This window comes from Lactobacillus sp. ESL0225, assembly GCF_003692905.1.
Taxonomy (GTDB): Bacteria; Bacillota; Bacilli; order Lactobacillales; family Lactobacillaceae; genus Lactobacillus; species Lactobacillus bombicola.
On the sequence record NZ_REHK01000001.1, the window covers coordinates 1 to 23,330 of the forward strand.

23 protein-coding genes and 1 tRNA gene are annotated in these 23,330 nt (G+C 34.8%); 19 read left to right on the forward strand and 5 right to left on the reverse strand.

The features are described 5' to 3' along the window. The 13 genes from dnaA to F5ESL0225_RS00065 all read left to right on the forward strand — a co-directional run bounded on the left by dnaA (position 1) and on the right by F5ESL0225_RS00065 (position 14,427). The gene (dnaA, locus tag F5ESL0225_RS00005) at positions 1 to 1,371 is read left to right on the forward strand and encodes a chromosomal replication initiator protein DnaA (protein ID WP_122024276.1); all 1,371 of its coding nucleotides are present in this window, start codon (positions 1 to 3) and stop codon (positions 1,369 to 1,371) included. A 173-nt stretch (positions 1,372 to 1,544) separates the two neighbouring features. After that, positions 1,545 to 2,675, forward strand: a complete 1,131-nt coding sequence (gene dnaN / locus F5ESL0225_RS00010; RefSeq protein ID WP_122021067.1) for a DNA polymerase III subunit beta — start codon at positions 1,545 to 1,547, stop codon at positions 2,673 to 2,675. Between the two features lie 211 nt (positions 2,676 to 2,886). Further along, positions 2,887 to 3,108: a S4 domain-containing protein YaaA gene (gene yaaA, locus F5ESL0225_RS00015; RefSeq protein ID WP_305019947.1), complete on the forward strand. Its 222-nt coding sequence runs from the start codon at positions 2,887 to 2,889 to the stop codon at positions 3,106 to 3,108. 11 nt (positions 3,109 to 3,119) lie between these two features. Further along, complete coding sequence (gene recF, locus F5ESL0225_RS00020; protein WP_118898175.1) at positions 3,120 to 4,259, forward strand: DNA replication/repair protein RecF; 1,140 nt, start codon at positions 3,120 to 3,122, stop codon at positions 4,257 to 4,259. Continuing rightward, positions 4,249 to 6,213 (forward strand): DNA topoisomerase (ATP-hydrolyzing) subunit B, encoded by a 1,965-nt coding sequence (gene gyrB, locus F5ESL0225_RS00025; RefSeq protein ID WP_122021069.1) that lies wholly within the window; start codon positions 4,249 to 4,251, stop codon positions 6,211 to 6,213. Before recF ends, gyrB begins: the two co-directional genes overlap by 11 nt. Positions 6,214 to 6,223: 10 nt before the next feature. Continuing rightward, positions 6,224 to 8,713 (forward strand): DNA gyrase subunit A, encoded by a 2,490-nt coding sequence (gene gyrA / locus F5ESL0225_RS00030; protein WP_122047610.1) that lies wholly within the window; start codon positions 6,224 to 6,226, stop codon positions 8,711 to 8,713. 209 nt (positions 8,714 to 8,922) lie between these two features. After that, positions 8,923 to 9,219, forward strand: a complete 297-nt coding sequence (gene rpsF / locus F5ESL0225_RS00035; RefSeq protein ID WP_090093300.1) for a 30S ribosomal protein S6 — start codon at positions 8,923 to 8,925, stop codon at positions 9,217 to 9,219. A gap of 47 nt (positions 9,220 to 9,266) precedes the next feature. Next, positions 9,267 to 9,788, forward strand: coding sequence for a single-stranded DNA-binding protein (gene ssb / locus F5ESL0225_RS00040; protein WP_122047611.1), 522 nt, complete (start codon positions 9,267 to 9,269; stop codon positions 9,786 to 9,788). Positions 9,789 to 9,811: 23 nt separating this feature from the next. Further along, on the forward strand, positions 9,812 to 10,048 hold the full coding sequence (gene rpsR, locus F5ESL0225_RS00045; protein ID WP_090093298.1) for a 30S ribosomal protein S18: 237 nt from the start codon (positions 9,812 to 9,814) through the stop codon (positions 10,046 to 10,048). A gap of 141 nt (positions 10,049 to 10,189) precedes the next feature. After that, positions 10,190 to 12,208 (forward strand): DHH family phosphoesterase, encoded by a 2,019-nt coding sequence (locus F5ESL0225_RS00050; RefSeq protein ID WP_122047612.1) that lies wholly within the window; start codon positions 10,190 to 10,192, stop codon positions 12,206 to 12,208. 14 nt (positions 12,209 to 12,222) lie between these two features. Next, the gene (gene rplI / locus F5ESL0225_RS00055; RefSeq protein WP_090093295.1) at positions 12,223 to 12,678 is read left to right on the forward strand and encodes a 50S ribosomal protein L9; all 456 of its coding nucleotides are present in this window, start codon (positions 12,223 to 12,225) and stop codon (positions 12,676 to 12,678) included. Positions 12,679 to 12,716: 38 nt separating this feature from the next. Then, positions 12,717 to 14,099 carry a replicative DNA helicase gene (gene dnaB / locus F5ESL0225_RS00060; RefSeq protein WP_090093293.1) on the forward strand — a complete coding sequence of 461 codons (1,383 nt, stop codon included), beginning with the start codon at positions 12,717 to 12,719 and terminating at the stop codon, positions 14,097 to 14,099. 169 nt (positions 14,100 to 14,268) lie between these two features. Then, positions 14,269 to 14,427: a YtxH domain-containing protein gene (locus tag F5ESL0225_RS00065; RefSeq protein WP_122021073.1), complete on the forward strand. Its 159-nt coding sequence runs from the start codon at positions 14,269 to 14,271 to the stop codon at positions 14,425 to 14,427. Positions 14,428 to 14,492: 65 nt separating this feature from the next. On the opposite strand, the gene F5ESL0225_RS00070 is transcribed toward F5ESL0225_RS00065, so the two are convergent. Both F5ESL0225_RS00070 and F5ESL0225_RS00075 read right to left on the reverse strand, forming a co-directional pair. After that, positions 14,493 to 15,692, reverse strand: a complete 1,200-nt coding sequence (locus F5ESL0225_RS00070) for a DUF2974 domain-containing protein (protein WP_122024282.1) — start codon at positions 15,690 to 15,692, stop codon at positions 14,493 to 14,495. Between the two features lie 116 nt (positions 15,693 to 15,808). Next, entirely contained in the window at positions 15,809 to 16,507 is a 699-nt protein-coding gene (locus tag F5ESL0225_RS00075; RefSeq protein ID WP_122021075.1) for an MgtC/SapB family protein, read from the reverse strand. Between the two features lie 149 nt (positions 16,508 to 16,656). Here F5ESL0225_RS00075 and F5ESL0225_RS00080 point away from each other — a divergent pair. Beyond that, positions 16,657 to 16,729: transfer RNA gene (locus F5ESL0225_RS00080), tRNA-Thr, on the forward strand. 203 nt (positions 16,730 to 16,932) lie between these two features. On the opposite strand, the gene F5ESL0225_RS00085 is transcribed toward F5ESL0225_RS00080, so the two are convergent. Continuing rightward, positions 16,933 to 17,181 carry a hypothetical protein gene (locus F5ESL0225_RS00085; RefSeq protein ID WP_122047613.1) on the reverse strand — a complete coding sequence of 83 codons (249 nt, stop codon included), beginning with the start codon at positions 17,179 to 17,181 and terminating at the stop codon, positions 16,933 to 16,935. A 385-nt stretch (positions 17,182 to 17,566) separates the two neighbouring features. Between F5ESL0225_RS00085 and F5ESL0225_RS00090 the strand changes: the two genes are divergently transcribed. The 4 genes from F5ESL0225_RS00090 to F5ESL0225_RS00110 all read left to right on the forward strand — a co-directional run bounded on the left by F5ESL0225_RS00090 (position 17,567) and on the right by F5ESL0225_RS00110 (position 20,701). Beyond that, positions 17,567 to 18,388: an ATP-binding cassette domain-containing protein gene (locus F5ESL0225_RS00090; RefSeq protein ID WP_158592367.1), complete on the forward strand. Its 822-nt coding sequence runs from the start codon at positions 17,567 to 17,569 to the stop codon at positions 18,386 to 18,388. Then, a complete protein-coding gene (locus F5ESL0225_RS00095; protein WP_122047615.1) occupies positions 18,388 to 18,684 on the forward strand; it encodes a MazG nucleotide pyrophosphohydrolase domain-containing protein in 297 nt (98 codons plus the stop codon). Before F5ESL0225_RS00090 ends, F5ESL0225_RS00095 begins: the two co-directional genes overlap by 1 nt. Before the next feature lie 975 nt (positions 18,685 to 19,659). Continuing rightward, entirely contained in the window at positions 19,660 to 20,040 is a 381-nt protein-coding gene (locus tag F5ESL0225_RS00105) for a hypothetical protein (RefSeq protein WP_122024292.1), read from the forward strand. 16 nt (positions 20,041 to 20,056) lie between these two features. Beyond that, complete coding sequence (locus F5ESL0225_RS00110) at positions 20,057 to 20,701, forward strand: hypothetical protein (RefSeq protein WP_122024293.1); 645 nt, start codon at positions 20,057 to 20,059, stop codon at positions 20,699 to 20,701. 168 nt (positions 20,702 to 20,869) lie between these two features. Here the strand turns inward: F5ESL0225_RS00110 and F5ESL0225_RS00115 are convergent, their stop codons facing one another. Further along, positions 20,870 to 21,154 carry a hypothetical protein gene (locus F5ESL0225_RS00115; protein ID WP_122047616.1) on the reverse strand — a complete coding sequence of 95 codons (285 nt, stop codon included), beginning with the start codon at positions 21,152 to 21,154 and terminating at the stop codon, positions 20,870 to 20,872. A gap of 299 nt (positions 21,155 to 21,453) precedes the next feature. Next, a complete protein-coding gene (locus F5ESL0225_RS00120) occupies positions 21,454 to 22,458 on the reverse strand; it encodes a substrate-binding domain-containing protein (protein WP_122047617.1) in 1,005 nt (334 codons plus the stop codon). Between the two features lie 132 nt (positions 22,459 to 22,590). Between F5ESL0225_RS00120 and F5ESL0225_RS00125 the strand changes: the two genes are divergently transcribed. Beyond that, positions 22,591 to 23,322, forward strand: coding sequence for a sugar phosphate isomerase/epimerase (locus tag F5ESL0225_RS00125; protein ID WP_122024295.1), 732 nt, complete (start codon positions 22,591 to 22,593; stop codon positions 23,320 to 23,322). Positions 23,323 to 23,330 lie beyond the last annotated feature (8 nt).

Below are 23,330 nucleotides of genomic sequence, written 5' to 3' on the forward strand. Positions count from 1 at the left end.
TTGGAGTTTGATATTAATGAATTTTGGGAGCATTTTAATACTGAAATGCATCAACGCTTTAACGAAGTAGCATATAATGCTTGGTTCAAACATACCAAGCCTATTTCTTTTGACCAGACCAGCCATGAATTAAAAATTGCCGTTCAAAATCCGGTAACCAAAGGCTATTGGGAAAAGAACCTATCTGCTCAATTAATTCAATCAGCATATGGTTATGCCAATATTGAAGTCATTCCGATTTTTCGAATTGAAGAAACTAGTAGCAGCGAGCGCTTAGTTACACCGAGTTCACAGTCAAAGATGCCAACGGGCCAGACACAAAAGACCACACCAAATGCGTTTGTCCGCAATCTTAAATTAAACGAAAAATATACTTTTGATAACTTTGTCCAAGGTGAAGGAAACAAGTTAGCTGCTGGCGCTGCATTAGCGGTTGCGGATAGCCCTGGTAGTTTTTATAATCCACTTTTTATTTTTGGTGGTGTGGGATTAGGTAAAACCCACCTAATGCAGGCCATTGGTCATCAAATGCTGGCTGAACGTCCAAATGCTAAAATCGTCTATATTCAAAGCGAAACTTTTGTTAATGATTTTATTAATTCCATCAAAAATAAAACGCAAGATCAATTTCGGGAAAAATACCGAACTTGCGATTTATTATTAGTCGACGACATTCAGTTCTTTGCTAAAAAAGAAGGAATTCAAGAAGAATTCTTCCATACTTTTGAAACGCTCTATAACGATCAAAAACAAATTGTCATGACTAGTGATCGCTTACCAACTGAGATTCCCGATTTATCTGAAAGATTAGTTTCTCGCTTTACCTGGGGTTTGCAAGTTGAAATTACTCCTCCGGACCTAGAGACGCGAATTGCAATTTTACGCAAAAAAGCGGAAGCAGAGAACCTCACTATTGATGACAACACCTTAGATTATATTGCTTCACAAGTTGATACTAATATTCGGGAACTAGAGGGGGCCCTGGTCAAAGTACAGGCACATGCCACAATTGAGCATGAAGATATTAATGTTAATTTAGCGCGTGAAGCATTGGCCGACCTCAAATTAGTACAAAAAAATCAAGGACTGCAAATTTCTAAAATTCAAGAAGTTGTTGCAAATTACTTTCAAACTTCAACTTTTGAGTTAAAAGGTAAGAAAAGAGTTCGACAAATCGTGATCCCACGCCAGATTGCCATGTATTTGTCACGTGAATTAACTGATTCTAGTTTGCCGAAAATCGGACAAGAATTTGGTGGTAAAGATCATACTACCGTGATGCATGCTTATGAAAAAATTAGCCAAGAAATTAAAACTAATTCTGATATTAAGACTGCAGTTTTTGATTTAAAGCAAATGCTCGATCACTAACCAAATTAATTATTGTGGAAAAGATATTGACTTATACACAACTTCTTAACCGTACGAATTACGTTATTTTAGGGTCAACTTACTTTTTCAACACAAATCACAGGACCTACTAATACTACTTAAATAAATATATAATTAATATATAAAGAAATTAGCCATTACAGGAGGCAACTATGAAATTTACTGTTAATCGAAATCTTTTTATCGATAATTTAAATAACGTCATGCACGCAATCTCTTCTAGAACAACGATTCCTATTCTTAGTGGTATCAAACTTAACCTATCTGAAAATGAATTACTGCTAACAGGTAGTGATACTGAAATATCAATTGAAATTCGCATTCCAGTCAGTGAAGATTTAAAAGTCGACTCTCCAGGATCAATTGTTCTACCTGCACGCTTTTTTAGTGAGATAATCAAGCGTTTGCCAGGTAAGGAATTTTCACTAGAAGTAAAAGAAAGCTTTCAAACCCAAATTGTTTCCGAGAATAGCGAATTTACGATTAATGGATTAGATTCCAATACTTACCCAAGATTACCGGAAATTTCCGACGATTCCGCTTTTATAATTTCGGGAAAAACTTTCCGTGAAATTATCAATGAAACCCAATTTGCTGTTGCTACTCAAGAAAGTCGTCTCGTACTAACTGGCGTTCATTTTACCTTTAGTCCCAATAAGATTCATGCCGTTGCAACTGATTCACATCGCTTATCAAGTCGTGCTCTAATTTTAGATCAAGGTGCACAAACTGAAACTGATTTAATTATTCCGGGAAAAAGCTTATTAGAATTAGCGCGAATTATTGGTGAGACAGATCCTCAAATTAAAGTTTGTCCAGGTGAAAACCAAGTATTATTTGAAATTGGTAATATCTTATTTTATTCACGGTTACTTGAGGGCAGTTACCCAGATACAGCTCGGTTAATTCCAACTGAAAGTACAACTCAAGTTGAATTTGATTTGGCTGAATTATCTAGCGCACTTGATCGAGCAAGTTTATTGACCCATGCTGGACGTAATAACGTAGTTGATTTAACCTTAGATACAGAAAAGCAAAGTGTTAAATTATCGGGTGAGTCGGCAGAAATTGGTAATGTTGAAGAAAACGTAAGTTTTCGCCAACTAACTGGTAGCAATTTGAAAATATCATTTAACCCAGATTACTTACGTGATGCCTTGCGCGCGTCTGTATCTGATGCAGTAATTATGGAATTTACGCAACCTTTGCGTCCGTTTACTGTTAATCCAAATAAAACGGACATTGACTTTGTTCAATTAATTACCCCAGTTAGAACTTTTTAGAAAAAAAGCCATTAATTTAAGCTAATGGCTTTTTTTTGTATGACCTTGTTAAAATGGTCAAGATGCGGGGCTGTATTTTATTTTTGAGTCCTTTACTATAAGATGTTTATTTTGAAAAACAGCGGTTATAGGGCTTTATATTGCCACTTAAGTTGTCTTTTAGTGATGAAACGAATATACTTAATATAAGAAATATTAGAAGTTTATAGTGGTGAAGGTGGATATTATTAAGGAATTTAAAGTAAAGGGCGAATATATTACCCTGAGTCAATTTCTCAAAGAAGAAAGTATCATTTCATCGGGTGGACAAGCTAAATGGTACTTGCAGGAAAATCCGGTTTTTCTTAATGGAGTCAAAGAGAATCGGCGTGGTAAAAAAATTAGACCAGATGATCAAGTTGAAATAGCTGACGAAACATATAAATTTCGGTAAGCAACAAAAAGATGTACCTTAAGCATTTTATTGCGCAACATTATCGTAATTTACACCAGTGCGATATTAATTTTGATCCTAACGTTAATATTTTTATTGGACAAAATGCGCAGGGAAAAACAAACTTGCTCGAAGCTATTTATTTTTTGGCATTAACTAGATCGCATCGTACAAATAACGACAAAGATTTAATTGCTTTTAAACAGGAGTATGCAAATATTTCAGGTCGTGTTTATAAAAGTCAGCTTGATTTGTCCTTGCGCGTCCTAATTACAAAAAAAGGTAAAAAAGCTTGGATCAATCGTATTGAGCAAGCCAAACTTTCTAAGTATGTTGGACAGTTAAATGCTATTTTATTTTCTCCTGAAGATCTAGAACTTATTAAAGGGGCGCCGGCTCTGCGGCGGCGTTTTATGGACCAAGAATTTGGCCAGATTGATGCAGAATATCTTTATTTTGCTGGTAAGTATAAGCAAGTATTACAGCAAAAAAATAATTACCTTAAGCAACTAGCTAGAGGTAGAACAAAAGATACTGTCTTCTTAGAGGTTCTATCTGATCAATTGGCTGGGGTAGCTGCAGAAATAATTGTAAGACGATTTAAGTTTTTAAGATATTTGGATAAATATGCTAAAGAGGCTTATAAGCACATTAGTTCAAGTGGGGAGCTGCTGCAAGTTACCTATAGACCTTCAGTTAGTGATATTACTAGTCATGATAGTTTAGAAGAAGTTTATCGTAAGCTGCGAGTTAGTTTTCAAAAAAATCAGACTAATGAAATTACGAAGGGAACGACTTTAAGTGGTCCACACCGGGATGATATTGAATTTGAGTTAGATAATAAAGATGCTCATTTATATGGATCCCAAGGACAACAAAGGACAATCGCACTTAGTATTAAGTTAGCGGAAATACAACTAGTTCATCATTTAACAGATGAGTATCCGCTGCTGTTGCTTGATGATGTAATGAGCGAACTTGATCACAACCGTCAAAATGCGTTGCTAAATTATATTCATGGCAAAACGCAAACCTTTATAACAACAACAGATCTTGCAGGTATTTCCTGGGAAATAATAAAAAAGCCCAAAATATTTCGAATAAAGTCTGGAAAAATTTATTTAGAAGAAGGGAAATTGAATGGCCGATAATAAAAAAGAAAATATTGATCAAATTAAACAATATGAAAAAGAAGCTGATAAATATAATGCCAGTCAAATTCAAGTCTTAGGTGGACTTGAGGCTGTTCGTAAACGACCGGGGATGTATATTGGGTCAACTAGTTCTCAAGGATTACACCACTTGGTTTGGGAAATAATTGATAATGGTATTGATGAGAGCCTAGCCGGATTTGCCACTAAAATTGAAGTTACCATTAACGAAGATGGTAGTGTTACTGTTCAAGATGACGGACGTGGTATTCCGGTTGATATTCAAAAGAAAACAGGGCGTCCAGCATTGGAAACTGTTTTTACAGTTTTACATGCTGGTGGAAAATTTGGCGGTGGCGGATATAAGGTTTCTGGTGGATTGCATGGTGTTGGGGCATCGGTAGTTAATGCACTGTCAACTAAACTTGACGTTACCACTATGCGTGATGGCAAGAAGTATTACATTGATTTTGACCATGGTCGGGTTAATACTGAAATGAAGCTTGCAGGAACCGTACCGTCGAGTGTGCATGGAACAATTGTTCACTTTTTCCCCGACCCAGATATTTTTACAGAGACTACTTCATTTGATGATCAGGTATTGAAAAATAGGATTCGTGAGCTAGCTTTCTTGAATAAAGGTTTGAAGTTAACCTTTACTGATCAGCGAAAAGAAAGTGCTGAAACTGATGTATATCACTTTGAAGGCGGTATAAAAGAATATGTTTCATTTTTAAATAAGGGAAATGACGTTCTATTTACTGAACCAATTTATGTTGACGGCACTTACAATGACATTAATGTTGAAGTTGCCTTGCAATATACTACTGGGTATAAAACGACATTAATGACTTTTGCTAACAATATCCATACTTATGAAGGTGGAATGCATGAGGCTGGCTTTAAGACGGCCTTAACGAGAGTAGTTAATGATTATGCCCATAAGACCAAGTTGCTAAAGGATAATGATGACAATCTTTCAGGTGAAGATATTCGGGAAGGCATGACTGCTGTTGTTTCAGTTAAGCATCCAAATCCACAATTTGAAGGACAGACAAAAACTAAACTGGGCAATTCTGACGCTCGAACTGCGGTTGATCATTCGTTTTCTGAAACTTTTAACAACTTTTTGTTAGAGAATCCGCAAGTTGCACGTAAAATAGTGGAAAAGGCGCAGTTAGCTGAGAGGGCACGGACAGCTGCTAAGCGAGCACGTGAAGTAACACGGAAAAAATCGGGCTTAGAAATTGCTAATTTACCTGGTAAATTAGCTGATAATACCAGTAATGATCCCAGTATTTCTGAATTGTTTATTGTTGAGGGAAATTCTGCCGGTGGTTCTGCTAAGCAAGGTCGGTCGCGGTTGACCCAAGCAATTTTACCAATTAGAGGTAAGATTTTAAATGTTGAAAAAGCATCAATGGATCGTATTTTAGCGAATGAAGAGATTAGATCTTTGTTTACAGCCTTAGGTACGGGTTTTGGCGCTGACTTTGATGTCTCTAAAGCAAGATACCATAAGCTAATTATTATGACAGATGCGGACGTTGATGGGGCTCATATTAGAACCTTGTTGCTAACCTTGTTTTATAACTATATGAAACCAATGATTGAAAAGGGATATGTTTATATTGCACGTCCACCTCTATATCAGGTGCGCCAGGGTAAAGTAATCAGATACCTTGATACTGATGAAGAGCTACATGATTACCTAGGTAGTCTCCAGCCTAGTCCTAAGCCAACGGTGCAACGCTACAAAGGATTAGGTGAAATGGATCCAGAGCAATTGTGGGAGACAACTATGAATCCCGAAAATCGTCGCCTTGATCGAGTTAGTCCTGAATATGCTAAAAATGTAGATGAAGTTTTTGAATTATTAATGGGTAATGAGGTAGCACCACGACGTAAATTTATTGAAGAAAACGCTAAATACGTTGAAAATATAGATGCATAGGGAGGTTTAAATGGATAACGACAATCAAGGTCAGGATCATCGAATAAGAAATGTTGACTTGACTAGCGTAATGAATAGTTCGTTTCTTGATTATGCCATGTCGGTTATTGTGGCTCGAGCATTACCAGATGTTCGGGATGGCTTAAAGCCAGTACAGCGCCGTATTCTTTATGGTATGAGTGAACTGGGAGTTACACCGGATAAACCATATAAAAAATCAGCTAGAATCGTGGGAGAAGTTATGGGTAAGTTTCACCCCCATGGTGATTCTTCGATTTATCTAGCGATGGCGCACATGGCCCAGGATTTTAGTTACCGCTACATGTTAGTAGATGGACATGGTAATTTTGGTTCGGTTGATGGTGATGAGCCAGCCGCAATGCGGTATACTGAAGCCCGCATGAGTAAAATTGCGGTTGAAATGTTACGGGATATTAATAAAAATACGATTGACTGGCAGCGGAATTATGATGATTCTGAGAATGAGCCGATTGTTTTGCCGGCTAGAATTCCGAACCTTTTGGTAAACGGTACAAGTGGTATAGCAGTAGGAATGACAACTAATATACCACCACATAATTTATCAGAAGTTATTAAAGGGATACATATGGTGATGGACAATCCCGATGTTACGACTAAGGAGTTAATGAAAGTAATTCCTGGACCTGATTTCCCAACGGGAGGGACAATCATGGGTCGTAGTGGCATCTATCGTGCTTATGAAACTGGCCGTGGTAATATTGTCGTACGGGCTAATACTGCCATTGAAACTGAAAAGAGTGGCCGAGAACGGATTGTTGTAACTGAGTTACCTTACTTAGTTAACAAGGCGGAATTAGTTAAAAAAATCGCTGATTTGGCGCGGGCTAAAACAATTGATGGTATAACCGGAGTTCGAGATGAATCCGATCAGACAGGAATGCGCCTAACTATTGATATTCGACGAGATGCTAGCGCAAGTGTTGTACTAAATAATTTGTTTAAGTTAACGCAAATGCAAGCAAATTTTGGGATGAATATGGTCGCGATTGTTGACGGCGCACCCCATTTTTTAAGCTTAAAACAAATGCTGGAATATTATCTTAAGCATCAAGAAGATGTTGTTACTCGTAGGACAAAGTTTGAGCTGGGTAAAGCTGAAGCTAGAGCTCACATTTTAGCTGGATTGAAGATTGCTTTAGATCATATTGATGAAATCGTACGAATTATTCGACAGAGTGAATCGAGTGATATTGCCAAAGCAGCTTTGATTAGTCGTTTCGGACTTGATGATAAGCAATCACAAGCTATCTTAGATATGCGTTTAGTACGTTTAACTGGCTTAGAGCGCGATAAAGTTGAAGAAGAATATAAAGAATTGCAAGTTAGAATTGCTGATTATAAGGATATTCTAGCTCATCGGGAGCGAATTAATGAGATTATCTATGAGGAATTATTAGAAACACAAAAACGTTTTGGTGATGAACGTCGCACTAAGATTGGCGATGGTGAAGTCATCTCAATCGAAGATGAGGATTTAATTGAAAAACAGGATGTTTTATTAACTTTAACCCATAGTGGCTATATCAAGCGGATGCTCATTAATGAATTTAAAACGCAAAATCGTGGTGGTAAAGGCATCAAGGGAATGGGAATTAAAGATGGCGACTTTATTGAAAAATTAATGTATTCCAGTACCCATGACTTGTTACTATTCTTCAGCAATAAAGGTAAAGTTTATTCTAAGAAAGCCTATGAAATTCCTGAATTTAGTCGGACCGCTAAAGGCTTACCAATAGTTAATTTATTGCAATTGGAAAAGGGAGAAAAGATTGAAACAATCGTTAATATCCCTGAAGATGCAAATGACCAATATTTATTCTTTATTACTAAGTTAGGAGTTGTTAAGCGCACTCATGTTAGTGAATTTGCTAACATCAGAAATAGTGGGTTGATTGCGTTGACTTTACGCGATGGCGATGAATTAACCAATGTTTTATCAACTGATGGTAAACAGGATATTTTAATTGGAACCCATTTAGGTTATGCAGTTCGCTTTAATGAAACCACAGTTCGTTCAATGGGTAGAACAGCTGCTGGCGTACGTGGTATTAACTTGCGTGCTAATGATTATGTAGTTGGATCTGGTGTTGTGAGTGATCAAGATGAAATTATGGTTATTTCTGAAAAAGGTTACGGCAAACGTACATCTGCTGCTGAATATCCAACTAAGGGGCGTGGCGGTAAAGGAATTAAAACTGCTAATGTTACTGAAAAGAATGGTCCCTTATCTGGCGTGACCGTAATTGATAGTACCCAAAATATTATGGTGATTACCAATGATGGTATTATGATTCGCTTTAAAATTGATGATGTTTCGCAAACTGGACGTAGTACAATTGGGGTTCGCTTAATTAAAGTTAATGCTGAAAATAAGGTGGCCAGTTTGGCAATAGTTCCAGCAGAAGAAGATCAAACAGTTGGTGAAAAAGAAAGCCAAGATGAGGACATAAAAGGCTAAGCCTCAACTATAAATTTTTAAAAAATTATCAGACATTTTGACGTATTTATTCTATGAAGAGAGTAAAATCTTTTGTAGGATCACGTGAAGATAGTTTGGTAATTTTTTAGTATTGTGCTAAAATTAGAGATTGTGAGTAATAAATTGATTACTTTCCTTGTTCTTGAATTTTAGCAAGAACCATTTAGTCCAAAAGGAGGTGCACTAGTATGACAACTACAAAGTACGAAATAACTTATATTATTAAGCCTGATATTGATGAAGAATCAAAGAAGGCGCTAGTTGAAAACTATGATAAAGTTATTACCAATAATGGTGGTACGATGGTTGAGTCAAAAGACTGGGAAAAGCGTCATTTTGCATACGAAATCAACAAATATCGTGAGGGAACTTACCATATTATGGTTTTCACTGCTGATAACGCAGATGCAGTTAATGAATTTGATCGTCTATCTAAGATTGATACTGCTGTTTTACGTTCAATGACTGTTAAATTAGATAAATAGGCAAAACTTTATTGTTTTCGTGATTTAGGAAAGGGAGGACCTATAGTATGATTAATCGAGTTGTACTTGTCGGCCGTTTAACACGTGATCCTGAATTACGTACTACTGGGAGTGGAATCTCGGTTGCTACGTTTACTCTTGCTGTTGATCGTCAGTATACTAACGCTCAAGGTGAGAGAGGAGCAGACTTTATCAGTTGTGTCATTTGGCGCAAGGCCGCAGAGAACTTCTGTAACTTTACGTCAAAAGGGTCACTTGTTGGTATTGATGGCCGGATTCAAACCAGAACATACGATAATAAAGATGGGCAAAGAGTATATGTGACTGAGGTTGTCGTTGATAACTTTTCACTGCTTGAATCACGCAAAGAGCGTGAAGCCCGTGGCCAAAATGGTGATTTTACACCGAATAATACCGGCAACTTTGGTAATCCAAATACCACTAGTTCGCCTAATATGGGAGCATCTAATCAAAATAGCCCAATTAATAATCAGCCGGATGTAACGCAGGATCCGTTCGCTGGTTCGGGTGATACAATTGATATTTCGGATGACGATCTTCCATTCTAACTTTTAAAGAAAGGACCTAGGATATGGCTCAACAAAGAAGAGGCGGCCACCGTCGTCGTAAGGTTGACTTTATCGCAGCCAACCATATTGATTACGTTGACTACAAGGACGTTGATCTGTTGAAACGTTTTATCTCAGAAAGAGGTAAAATCTTACCACGTCGTGTCACTGGCACTAGCGCTAAGAATCAACGTAAAGTAGCTAAGGCAATCGAAAGAGCTCGCATTATGGGCTTGTTGCCATTTGTTACTGAAGACTAATTAGTCTAATAAAAATTTAAACGTACTAAGTTTTTGAAAACTTAGTACGTTTTTTAGTTAAGTATTAGAAAGTTTCTTATCCTGTAAATACAAGGTATAATAAAACTGATATGTTTTACATTACTTTAGGAAGGATCTTACATGAAAGATTTTTTACGTAATGAATTACCTGCTTTTGTTAAGGATTCACGGTTAACTGCTTCAGTAATTATCATTTTAGTTTTGTCTCTGTTAGGCAGTATTGTAGCGCTAATTATTAACCCTTTATTTGGGTTAGCAATGGGAGTAATTTTTATTCTCACGGTCGCGTGTGTTGTTTATGGTAGCTATATCCTTGCTGGTAATGCCAATAATTTCGCTGTTAATTTGTCTTATCGAATTAAGCGTAGTGAGCAAGAGGCGATGATTAAGATGCCACTGGGTATCTTGCTCTATGATGGAGACCGGCAAATTCAGTGGGTAAATCCATATTTGCAACTTTATTTAAAAGATGAGGATTTAATTGGGCATACGATTAAATCAGTTGATCCAGAGCTAGATAAGTTAATTGACGAGTCACTCAAAGCTAAAACTGCTGAAAATCATATTGTTAATTGGGATAACCATGAATTTGAAATGGTTATTCAAGGTGATTTAAATGTGGTCTATTTACTTGATATTACCCGTTATGCCAAGATTGAGCAAAAATATAATAATGAATTATTAGTGCTTGGCCAAATCTTTATTGATAATTATGATGAATTAAGTGAAACGATGAGTGATCAAGAACTATCGACAACTAGTTCCTATGTGCAAAATACTCTAAGTGAATATGCCCAAAATTATAATGCTTATTTAAAGCGAATTGATGAAGACCATTTTTTATTATTACTTCATATGCAAGATTTGACTAAAATGGAACAGGATAAGTTTTCAGTTTTAGACAAAATGCGCTTAGAAACTAGTCGTAATAATACTCCTTTAACCCTATCAATTGGAATAGCTTTTGGCAGTAGTTTGATTCTCGAACTTGCCAATCAAGCGCAATCTAACCTAGATTTAGCTTTAGGACGTGGCGGAGATCAAGTTGTTTTAAGCCAACCAGGGCAAGCAGCGCGTTTTTATGGTGGTAAGTCTAATCCGATGGAGAAAAGGACGCGCGTCAGAGCACGTATGGTCTCACAGGCAATTAGTGAGCTCTTTAAGGAAGCAGATCGGGTATTTGTGGTTGGCCATGCCAATCCTGATATGGATTCAATTGGTAGTGGCATTGGCGTGGTTAAGATTGCACGGCTGCACGGGGTGCAAGCTAACGTTGTTTTAGACTTAAATAAGGCAAATTATGATGTTGGCCGGCTAGTTAATAAGTTGCAGCAAGCAAAGGAGAAGACTAATTTATTTATTTCAGCTAGTGCAGCCTTAGAAAATGTAACGGATAAGTCGGTATTAGTGATGGTTGATCATTCTAAATATTCGATAACCTATTCTAAAGAATTATATAATCGCTTGAAAAACAGAATTATTGTAATTGATCACCACCGCCGCGGGGAAGAATTTCCCGAAAATCCAATGCTAACTTATGTAGAACCATATGCTTCATCAGCTTGTGAATTGGTAACAGAAATGGTTGAGTATCAGCAGCCTAGTTCTGGCAAACGAGTCTTGACGGATCTTGAAGCAACCGCAATGCTAGCAGGGATTACAGTTGATTCGAAAGAATTTTCCTTGCGTACAGGGACCCGAACCTTTGATGCAGCGAGTTATTTGCGCTCAATTGGTGCTAGTTCTGTTGGGGTTAGCGAACTACTTAAAGAGGATATTGATAGTTTTTTAGAACGTACTCGTTTAGTTAGTAGCTTGAAAATGATCAAACCGCAGATGGCTGTTTTATGTGGACCTGATGATAAGATAATAGATCCAATTATTACTGCTCAAGCTGCAGATACAGCCCTTGATTTAAAAAATGTTGAGGCCAGCTTTGCGCTTACGCGTAGGAGTAAAGATACGATTGGTATATCAGCTCGATCAATGGGTGAAATTAATGTGCAAGTCATTATGGAAAAGCTTGGTGGCGGGGGGCACTTATCTAATGCAGCTACCCAAATAAAAGATTTATCTGTGAATGAGGCACTTGCCAAATTGGTTGAAGCAGTGGATACTTATGAGCAAGAAAATGAATAGTAAAGGAGAAAACAATGAAAGTTATTTTTACTGAAGACGTTAGAGGTCGTGGAAAACGTGGTGAAGTAAAGGAAGTCCCTGATGGCTATGCCCAAAATTATTTAATTAAGAGAGGCTTGGCTAAGGCGGCTACTAAGGCCAATATGCATACTTTAGAGCGGGTCACTGCTAATGAAAAAGCTGCTTATGAAAGTGAAAAAGCTGAAGCTGAAAAAGTAAAGGCTCTTCTTGACCAAGATAAAACTGTGGTTAATTTTAAATCAAAGGCTGGTTCTGATTCACGTTTGTTTGGCTCAATTTCAAGTAAGCGAATTGTTGAAGGCTTGGAAGAGCAGTTTGGTATCAAGGTGGACAAGCGCAAATTAAACCTGCGTGAGCCAATTAAAACTTTAGGGTATACCAATGTACCTGTTAAGTTATTTAAAGGTGTAGAGGGCAAAATTCGCGTTCATATTACTGAGCAAGATTAACATGTTCAAGTGCAAGCTGATAAAAGTGGTTTTAATTAATGGATAATATTATTTCGCAACAGGTACCACATGATGATGGAGCGGAAAAAGCAGTTTTAGGCGCAATTTTTATTAATCCAGCGGCAATAGCTGATGCCAGTGCTGAAGTTCAACCAAGTGATTTTTATAAAAAGGCTAACCAATTAATTTTTCAAGCAATGATAGATCTATCTGATCGTGAAGATGAGATTGATCCAGTCACTCTGCAGGATGAATTAACTAAGAAAAATCAATTAGATGATATTGGTGGAATTGCTTATGTTTCTGACCTGGCAATGGCAACGCCAACAGCTGCTCATATAGTGTATTATGCTAAAATTGTCCATCGCAAGGCACTATTGCGGCGTCTTATTTCTGCAAGTCAAAAAATCATAACTAATGCGATGCAAGATTCAGAAGATGTAACTGATATTCTGGATAATGCAGAAAGCGAAATTATGAATGTTTCCTCTGAAAATAATGCTAATGGTTTTCGGGGAATTAAAGAAATTGTCAATTCAACGATTGAAGAGATTAATCAAATCCCTGAAGATGGTAATATGGTTACAGGGATGCCGACAGGTTTTGTCGAATTAGACAAAATGACAACTGGATTTCATAACGATGAGTTGATTATTATTGCAGCTCGACCAGGTGTGGGTAAAACTTCTTTTGCATTGAATGTGGCACAGTATGTGGGCCTGCATGTTCATAAAACAGTAGCCATGTTTTCTTTAGAAATGAGTGGGGAGCAACTTGTTCAACGGATGTTATCTTCTGAGGGGCTAATTAATTCGCAACATCTGCGAACGGGACAATTGGATGAGGAAGAATGGCAAAAATTAGTTGTTGCTTCAGGCTCCTTAGCAACTGCGCAAATTTATATTGATGACACTCCAGGCATTAAAATGAGCGAAATTAGGGCCCAATCAAGGCGGCTGGCTAAGGAAACAGGCGACTTAGGTCTAATAGTAATTGATTATTTACAGTTGATTGAAGGCCCACGTAGTGAATCGCGGCAACAAGAAGTTTCAGCAATTTCTCGGCAATTAAAGAAGCTTGCTAAAGAAGTTCATGTCCCAGTTATCGCATTATCGCAATTATCGCGGTCAGTGGAACAGCGTCAAGATAAGCGGCCAATTTTATCAGATATTCGTGAGTCTGGCTCAATTGAACAAGATGCGGATATTGTTTCATTTTTATATCGAGATGACTATTATCATGATGAGGATCAAGAAGACGGTCCCCAACAGAATAGTGACCTTGATAATGAAAATGGTGAAGTAGAGGTCATTATTGAAAAGAATCGTTCAGGTAGCCGTGGAACTGTAAAATTAATGTTTTCCAAACCGTATAATCGCTTTTCAAATCTCGATTATAGTCACGATCAACCACCAAAATGAGTAACAATATAAATTATATGTGTTATTTAATAAACCTTTATAGATTACTAGTAATAACTAAAACTTGTAAAAAATAAAGCGTTTTTAGTGACAATGATTATAATAAATTGTACTATTAAGAGGTAAACATATTATTTTCGCTAATTTTTTAGGGAAAGGACATAATATTATGGCTGATAAAGGATTAAAAGATAAATTAGCTGGTAAGGCTAATGAAGTTAAAGGAAAAATGCAGCAGGCTGCTGGCAACGTAAAGGATAAGGCGCAAGAAGCAACCGAAAATGTAAAAGATAAAGTTGATGACGTTAAAGAAAATATGAAGAAATAACGCTCAACTACTGAAAAGGCGAAGGACATGATTGTCCTTCGCCTTTTTCTGTTTCATGTGAAACACTAATGAGCTTTGTTTTTAACTTTTATTGGTAATTTAAGCTGGGGATGGTCTGAATCATAAAATTCATAAAATATGGGAGCTACTGCAGAATCATTGCTTTTAGGGTAAAGTTCATAGTTATTTGCCATTAAAGGTAAAGTCATATTGTTTTTATATGAATCCCAAATACTGGTAAAAATTTGGGTGAGCAATTTGCGTTCTTGTGGTTCAAGCGCCAGTAAAGCACGACTTAACCGATAAGTACCCACTAATTTATTGTTGGTCAGTTGATGCAACTCATTAATATCCATGTTTTCAAATGCTTCAAATAAATCAGCAAAAGCTTCGCCGCGTCTTTCTTTAGGAATCGAATTATTAAAATTAATCAGTGCATGTCGAATTACCCGACTGCCTGCAGATAATCCTTCAGCTAAAGTAAAACTATCGCGAGCAACGGACCAACGACGTGGATCGTGTTGATTGCGCATGGGAGCAGTACTTTTAACAACTAAAGTTTGTTCAGGATGATCGAGCATAGCACCAAAAACTGATCCCTGTGGAATGTAAGTTTTCATCTGGGGTAGGACACGTTTAAAACCGTCACTGGTATATACCTTACGAAAGAAGCCCGGGCCATCAAAATTAATTGCTTTGATAACTCTTTTTTGAATGTTGGCATCAACTGCACTTAGTGCATATTGAGCAAAATTTCCCCCTTTTGAATGACCTACAAGATAAATCCGTTTATCTGAAAATTGCTTAGCAATTGTTGTTAGATATTCAGCAGCAACATTTTGCCCATAAATTTCTGGCAAATAGTTCATGCGCATATCTTCTTTCCAGCCAATCATTGAGCCATCAGTACCACGAAAGGCAATAACAATTGTGTTATCGTCAATAATAAATGTAGCTGCACTAAATTGGAGGGGATGTGGTTCCTTCTCCAAGCGCGTAGTCCAGTCAAGAATTTTTATCTCACCTATGCGCGGGCTTTCAGCAAGTAATAAAATTTCAGCAGCAGTTTCGGAATGCATTTGATGTTGAAAAGAGGGTAAGCTCTGCAACTTTTTGGCTAACTCACCAAGTGTATGGTTAACAACAGAATTGTCGGCAGGTAAGTATGCTAAGGATGCTAATAAAGAGGCATCGACACTGTTGAACGGCTTTTCGGTAAATGGTAAGTCACCACGCCAACGTAAATAATCAAGTGAATTAGACATAAAATTACCCCTTTCTGATATATAACTACATTTTAAATTGATTTGGTCCGTAATGAAAAAATAAGGACAAAAAAACAATAGAATTAACTATTGCTTAATGTTTATTATTTAATGATTTACCCATTAGTTGTATAACTAATTCGTTTAATATCCGAATATTTGCGCAAAGCCATAATAATATTATTTTCATCAATATTATTATTAATAATGCCATCAACAACAAAGATAATTCGTTCATCACTGACATCCATTATTTTTACAGAAATACTTTCAACGTGATTAGCAGTCAACTCATGCTCAATTGTTTGTAGAATATGCGGTTTATTGACAGTTTCAATTTGAATATTAAAGCGAATATGACGAATAATTCTATCTATTAAATTATCATCATGAAACAGCATTTGTACGATAAACAAGAGCAAGGTAGCTGTAATACCCAATAAATAAAGTCCAGAGCCGATGGCTGTCCCGATAGCTGCTGTAGCCCAGATACCGGCTGCAGTTGTTAGACCGGAAATTTGCTGCTTTTTTATTAAAATAGTTCCAGCACCGATAAAGGAAATTCCAGTAACAATTTGAGCAGCAATTCTTGAAGGGTCTAAGGCAATGTTAGACATCTTAAGTAGATCGTTAAAGCCATATTTAGAAATTATCATGAATAATGAAGATGAAAAGGCAACAACAATATGGGTTCTTACCCCTGCACTTTTTCTTTGAATAGCGCGCTCATAACCAATTAAAGCGCCGCATAAGGAAGCGACGATAATCCGCAATATCCAAGAAAATTCTGTAGCGAATGGTATTAAAATAGCCATTATATTCCTCCTTTTTTAAATCCAAATTTAATTATACGCTTAATAACAGAGATAGTATTGTAGTTAAGAAAAAATAAAAAAAAAGCAAAAAAGGACTTGCATATTAGCAACTAATATGGTTAAATAAATATCGTTGTTGAGTTAACAACGCTGACTTAGCTCAGTTGGCAGAGCACGTCACTAGTAATGATGAGGTCGGAGGTTCGAATCCTCTAGTCAGCATTAGTTAAACAACTTTTGAGTTTTTAAGTCTATCATTTAAGTTCGAAAGAGCTTGATATGATAGACTTTTTTGTTACTTAGAATTATTTGTGTAGATTTAAAAATAGATATGAATATTTAGTTTCACCACAAAAAATGCCACACAGTTTTTCTAGTGTGGCATCTGTGTGGCAAAATTTAAATAAGTGCTGTAATGACAAGCTTTATTGCTTGTCATTTTTTTTATTAATTTTCATTTCAACTAAGTAATTTTTTAAACTAGTCAATCTAGTTATTTCTTCATCAAGTGAGCCTAATAAGTTTTCGTTAGTTACATCCTTCCCATTTGAATCAAATATCTTGATATGATCTAAGTTTAAAACTTTTTCTAAATCGTCATTAAAAACTTTGTTATCAGTTGCAAATGAAATTAATTCTTGATAAAGATTGTCGTTTGATTCTTTTAATTTCAAAATATCTTTTCCGCTTTTAGTTTTAGATAATAGATATTTATTCTGCTTATTGATTTCGTTTTCTAGAATAAGCTTTAATCAATCTTCACTATTTTCATTGATTAAAGAAGAAATAAATTTGTCATTAAAAAAATATTTATTATAGATCTAATCAGTGGCAAAAAGTTAATAGAAAATACCTTAATTTTTTAGACTACATATTAAAAGGAGCATATTTATTTCGAAGTTTGAATTCAGATAAGTATATTTCAAGGTATTCATATAATGCAATATGTCATGAAGAACAATCGTATGCTAATTTAATTAAGGTGAAGAAAATTGTTGGGAAAATAGTCGTATTAAGTGGATATCTTTTTCAACATTCGTGCCATTCTTTATAGGTGCTTTGGAAGTCACAAAAGGTCTTATAACGCTTAGCTCATTAATTGTTTTAGTTCAATTAGCGAATAATTTGTTTAATCCTATCTTGCAAATAACTCAATTATTAGCAGATCATTATTCTTCTGAACCCATCATTGAAAAAATTAATTACTTAAAATCAAAATCCTCGAATACGGCTTCAGGAATACAATTACCTAAAACTGACTTATTAAAGAACTTGGTAATTAACTTAAATAAAAATATTTGTTTTAGTAATGGATTACGGATTTCATTGGATAAAAATTATAATTTTACCTTGGCTGATAAGATATTAGTAGTAGGACCATCAGGAAGTGGAAAGACAACACTGTTAAAATCATTGTGTGGAAAGTATGGGATTTATTCTAAAGATATATGTGTAACGAATAAACAAGAGAATAGTAATTTAAGTTCTTTGTGTATGTATGTTACGTCTGATAATGCAATTTTTCCTGGAACTATTTTAGAAAATATCACTTTAAATAATGATGTAAATATTTATAAGTTAAAAGAAATTATTAATACTTTAGGTTTAAAAGCAATGGTTAAGTATTCTTGTAAATGCAAGAGTATAAATCTTCTCTCTAGTGGTGAAAAACAACGAATTGTTATTGCAAGAGCCCTGCTTTTATCTAATAAGTATTTTCTGTTTGATGAGATTACATCTGCGGTAGATAGGGGCTATACCGAAAAAATCAGAAAATTATTTTTTTCATTAGATGGAGGTTTTATTGAAGTTGCACATAAAATAGGTAATAATGAAAAAAAGAAATATGATAAAGTGATAGTGCTAAGGGGAAAAGAGTAATGATATTAGACACAAAAAAAGTACAAAAGGAAATTATTCAAAATAAAAAAGAGCACGGTTTCAATACTACAGATATTAAATTTGAATTGTTGCTACTTTATGGTGAAGTAAATGAATTGTTTCAAGCGTGGCTTAAAGATGATAACCAAAATATAGGAGAAGAGTTAGCCGATGTAGCAATTTTTTTATTGGGAATTTCTGAAATACTGGATAAAGATCTAGGGATAGAAATTACAAAAAAAATGAAAGTAAATAAGAATAGAATTTATAAAAACGGTGAGAAAATAAATGTATGATTAGCGAATATAATATTATTTGCCACAATATATGCCACACAGTTTCTAGAAAAAACGCAAAGAATGTTGACCTTAAAGGCTAAAATTATTAAGCATTCTATGCTTCTAGTCAGCATTAGTTAAACAATCTTTTGATTTTTAAGTCTGTTATCCAGGTTCAGAAGAACTTGAAAAAGCAGGCTTTTTTGTTATTTTTGCACGCTTTATGTTCAGTTATAGATAGATATGAGAATTTAGACTTGCCGTAATTTTTACCACACAAAAAGAAATTTATGGTTTATGTGTGTTTAGGAAAAAAATTATAATGGCTACAAACTTTGGTATATTAATGATTATAGCGATAATTTTTGTTATCTGGATTAATAATTATTTAAAAAGAGAGTTATGGCCGTCTATATCTTTTTTAGTGGATAAGCAAAGAACATGCACAAAATATCTAATGAGTGATGTGTCTGCACAAAGTTATTCTGTGACTAATTATGATTTCTAATTTTCAAATTAAGTTAGATAAAGCTACTTCATTTAATTTAGGTGGTAGTAGTGGAATACTGGTTGTCGGTCGAAGTGAACCAGGAAAAAACAATCTGACTGCATACATCATGCTAAGAGCAATGCGATTGTGGCTTATATATTGTTGATGCAAAACGAGCATATATGTACGGCTTACGTAAATTTTTCTACAATGGCGAAGGTAGTTGCAAGTGATACTAATCAAATAACAAATATAAATATATATACTATGAATGCTAATATTAGCTTACGTGCAACTATTTTATAATAATATGTACATGTTTATAAATTAAAATAATTATAAAGAAAGTTAAATAATAAAATTTACTTTAAGCTATTATAAAATTTTTGTTGCGTCGTGCATTAATATATATATTATTTTTTTATATATAAATAAATAATTGAAAAAAAGATACTACAATATAAAATTGTTTTGTATAGTTTTATTATTTTGGAGGATTAGATATGGTAAATAAAATTGAGGACAAAGATGGCAGAGTATATAAAAAGGTAGCATCTGAAAGTAACAGGAGTCGTACTTTAGAATTAGTAATTGGTGGTATTGGTTTAGTAGTGTCACTTATTAGTTTATGCAGTGCTTTTGGTTTAGCAGGCTTTGCTGATGCTTTCGGTGGAGGCGGCTCATATACTGCAGAATTAACATTTGGTATTGTACTTTCAGTTATCGCTTTCATACTACTATTTTTTATTAATAAAAAAAGAATTTTAATTGGGATTCTTGTTTTAATCTTAGGATTAATACTTTTATTTAGCTGTGGTAATTTTGGTATTATTGGCGGAATTATTTTTGCTGTAGATGGAATTATTGTTATGTGTAGAAAATGAGTAGGTAAGAATAAAAATGTCTGAAAAAATTATTGATGATAAAGGTAATGTTTATGTAGAAACCAAACCTTGGTATAAGCGTTGGTGGGTATGGATTGTAATCATAGCTGTTTTATTAGTATTATTTACAATTATTGCTGGTAGTAGTGATTCAAGTAGTTCATCAAGTAAATCAGGGAAGGTTGCGGCTAATCAACCAGTTTCACTTGAAATTGATTATGATAACTATAAAGTTAAAGATAGTAAAATATATGACTCAAATTATACTAATTCAGATTGGAATAATGCAACTGTTAAAATTAATAAGATTACAGTTTATAAGTTGTCAAAAACTTACAAGTTTGATTCGGATGATGATGGAAAAATTAATATCAATGGGTTTGTTAAATTTAATATGACTATAAAAGCACATAATGATATCTCAGTTTATCCTGAACAAGGTACTATTAATTTTGGTAGTCAACAGTCTACTTCTGCTGATGAATCTTGGGATGGAGATATGAATGAAGGTGCCAAAAAATCTGGTGTAGTGTACTTTCCTATAAAAGATTTGAAGACTGTAGAAAGTCTCAAAACTTTGAGATTTAAGTTTAGTGGAAATAATCAAGATGACTTTAGTAAAGGTCACGATTATGATATTAACTTAAATTTGAGTAAATAGTATAAGTCCTATTATAATAGTATTTTTGACAATTTTATTGATGAAAATTGCTATGTCCTAAGACATGGCCTTTGAAAAGTTACATGTGTTATTATCGCGGAGTTTTTAACATTATTAGTACATTAAAAAAGTAGTCGTGAGACTACTTTTTTTGTATTTTAAATTTGTTTATTTTTCAAGTAAGTCAATCGTGCTTTTTTTAAAAAATTTCCAGGTAGAAGCACATACAAGGCCGATAATTAAGCCATAAATGATGATTATTAAAGAGTTAGGAAGCTGACGCAAATAGCTGATGCTATGACAAAAATCAAATATTTCTTCTTGAAATAGGATAGCCACTAATGCCCAAAAAAATGACCAAAGCATCCAAATTCGATTAACGGCTTTTTGCTTAGGTGAGCTGTTTTTATATTTTATTTGATTATTTACTAAATGTGATTTAAACGCATTCAATTTAAGTCCCCCTAACTAATTTGTTGATTTTAAATTAAAGATATTAAAGCACGATTATGTGTTCCAAGCAAGTTTGCAAAAATAATTGATACTAGTGCAGATAGAGATTAAGCGGTAGTAATTAGTTAAGTATGGCTTAAATGGGTCATTTCCTAGGAAATTATAAAATGTTGCAAAAATTGTGAAAGTGTTTGCAATATTTTCTTGACAAAATATAGAAAGCGCATACAATTATACTTGTAAAGTTTGTTAACCGGTTAACTAAATTTTATAAGCATTAATTTTATTAAAAAGAGTAATTAAAAACTATCGTGTAGGATTTGCTTTGTAGGAATTAATTTCAGCTGTGGTTTAGACGCCTGCTTATGTTCCAATTTCTGTCGGAGAATATGCATGGCAGTTTTACCAATTGCCTCAGAATTTTGCTGAATGCAGCTAATTGGTGGAGTCATTACTTGCATCCAATCAAATTCTTCATAAGTTGCTACGCCATAATCTTCTGGATAAGAAAAATTTAGTTGTTGCATAGTGCGCAGTAAATGTAAGAGTACGCGAGCATTCATGCAAAAGAAGCCAATTTTAGCAGTAGTATTTTGTTCCATTATGTTATTAATATTCTGAGTAAATTGTTGATATTCTACTTTTTTCCCATGATGGGGCACGGCAACTAAATGGTTTAAAGTAGAATAGTGAGTTGCTTTGATGAAGCCTTGGTAGCGTTGGGTTCGAGTGCTAATATTTTGGAAAGGCCAAGTAACAAAATAAAGGTTGTCGTAGTGCTTGGCTTGCATTTTTTGCACCAATTCTTGTACTGATGCCATATTATCCGTTGCAACTGTGTCAATAATTAAATTAGAAGATTGGCGGTCAACCATGACTGTATTTTGGTTTGAGAGGGATTGATAGATGGGGCTGTCAGGATTAACTGGATCAACGATGATTCCAGCTACGCCATCATTTTTTAAGCGTGTAATATTATCGATTTCTTTTTGCTCACTATTAGCAGCATTAGTGAATAATACGCGATAATTGTAATTATCACATTGTTCATAAATACCTGATAATACTTGTGAAGTGAAGGGATTAGTAATATCAGCAATAGAAACCCCAATTGTTTTATTTTCATTCTTGGCTAAATTTCGCGCGGTTGAATTAGGCCTAAAATTGGTATGACTGATTATTTGATTTAAATGTTTGCGTGTTTTTAGTGACATCCGATCGTAGTTGCCATTGAGATAATTTGAAACTGTAGCAGTTGATACCTTGGCCATAGTTGCAATATCTCTAATAGTTAGTTTTTCCATAATTAAACCTCAATAAATATTATCTTAAATATATCGTAATTTTTATTTGACTAAGAATCAAGTTGTACTAAATAGTTAACCGATTAACATAGTGATATGCTAATCAATTAGGCAGTAAAGGTAGGTGAGCAGGTGACTAATCACTTTATTGTTAATACAGCAGCTTTTCAAAATAAAAAAACTGCTGTTGAGCAAGTGAAATACGTTAAAGTAGCACAAAATTTAGGCTTTGAAGCAATTGAAATTCGGAATGAACTTCTAAATGGTTCAAAGCAGGAATTACAGGATATAGCGCAGATTGCTAAAACAAATAAATATAAAGTTTATTACAGCGTAGGCGATGTTTTATTTAACAAGCAACAGCTAAATTCTAAGTTGTCGGTGTATTTAGAACAAATGCATGAATTAGGTGCTACTCATTTAAAAATGAACTTAGGTGAGTTTAATCCAACAAACGATGGTTGGTATCAAGAATTAAAAGGAATACTTGATGGATCTTTTAAATTATATATTGAAGATAATCAAACTCCAATTGAAAGTGACTTATACCAAACTAAGGCTTTCTTAGAGCAGGGATCTTCTTTGGGGATTAAGTATTGCTTTGATATTGCTAACTGGAGCTGGTTGGCGACGGATGTCTATACCGCAGCTGAGGCTTTAGCTGATTTTACAGAGTACATTCATTTAAAAAATATTCGAACTATCGGTAACCAAAAAGTGGTAACAAGCTTAACTACAGGTGAACTAAACTGGAGAGAAATTTTGGCTATGTTACCACAAGCTAATTATTTTGGTTTTGAATATGCGGCAAAATCAGAACAGCTAGAGTCAGATTTGCAGTTAGTTAAGCAGTTAACTTCATAGTTAAGGGG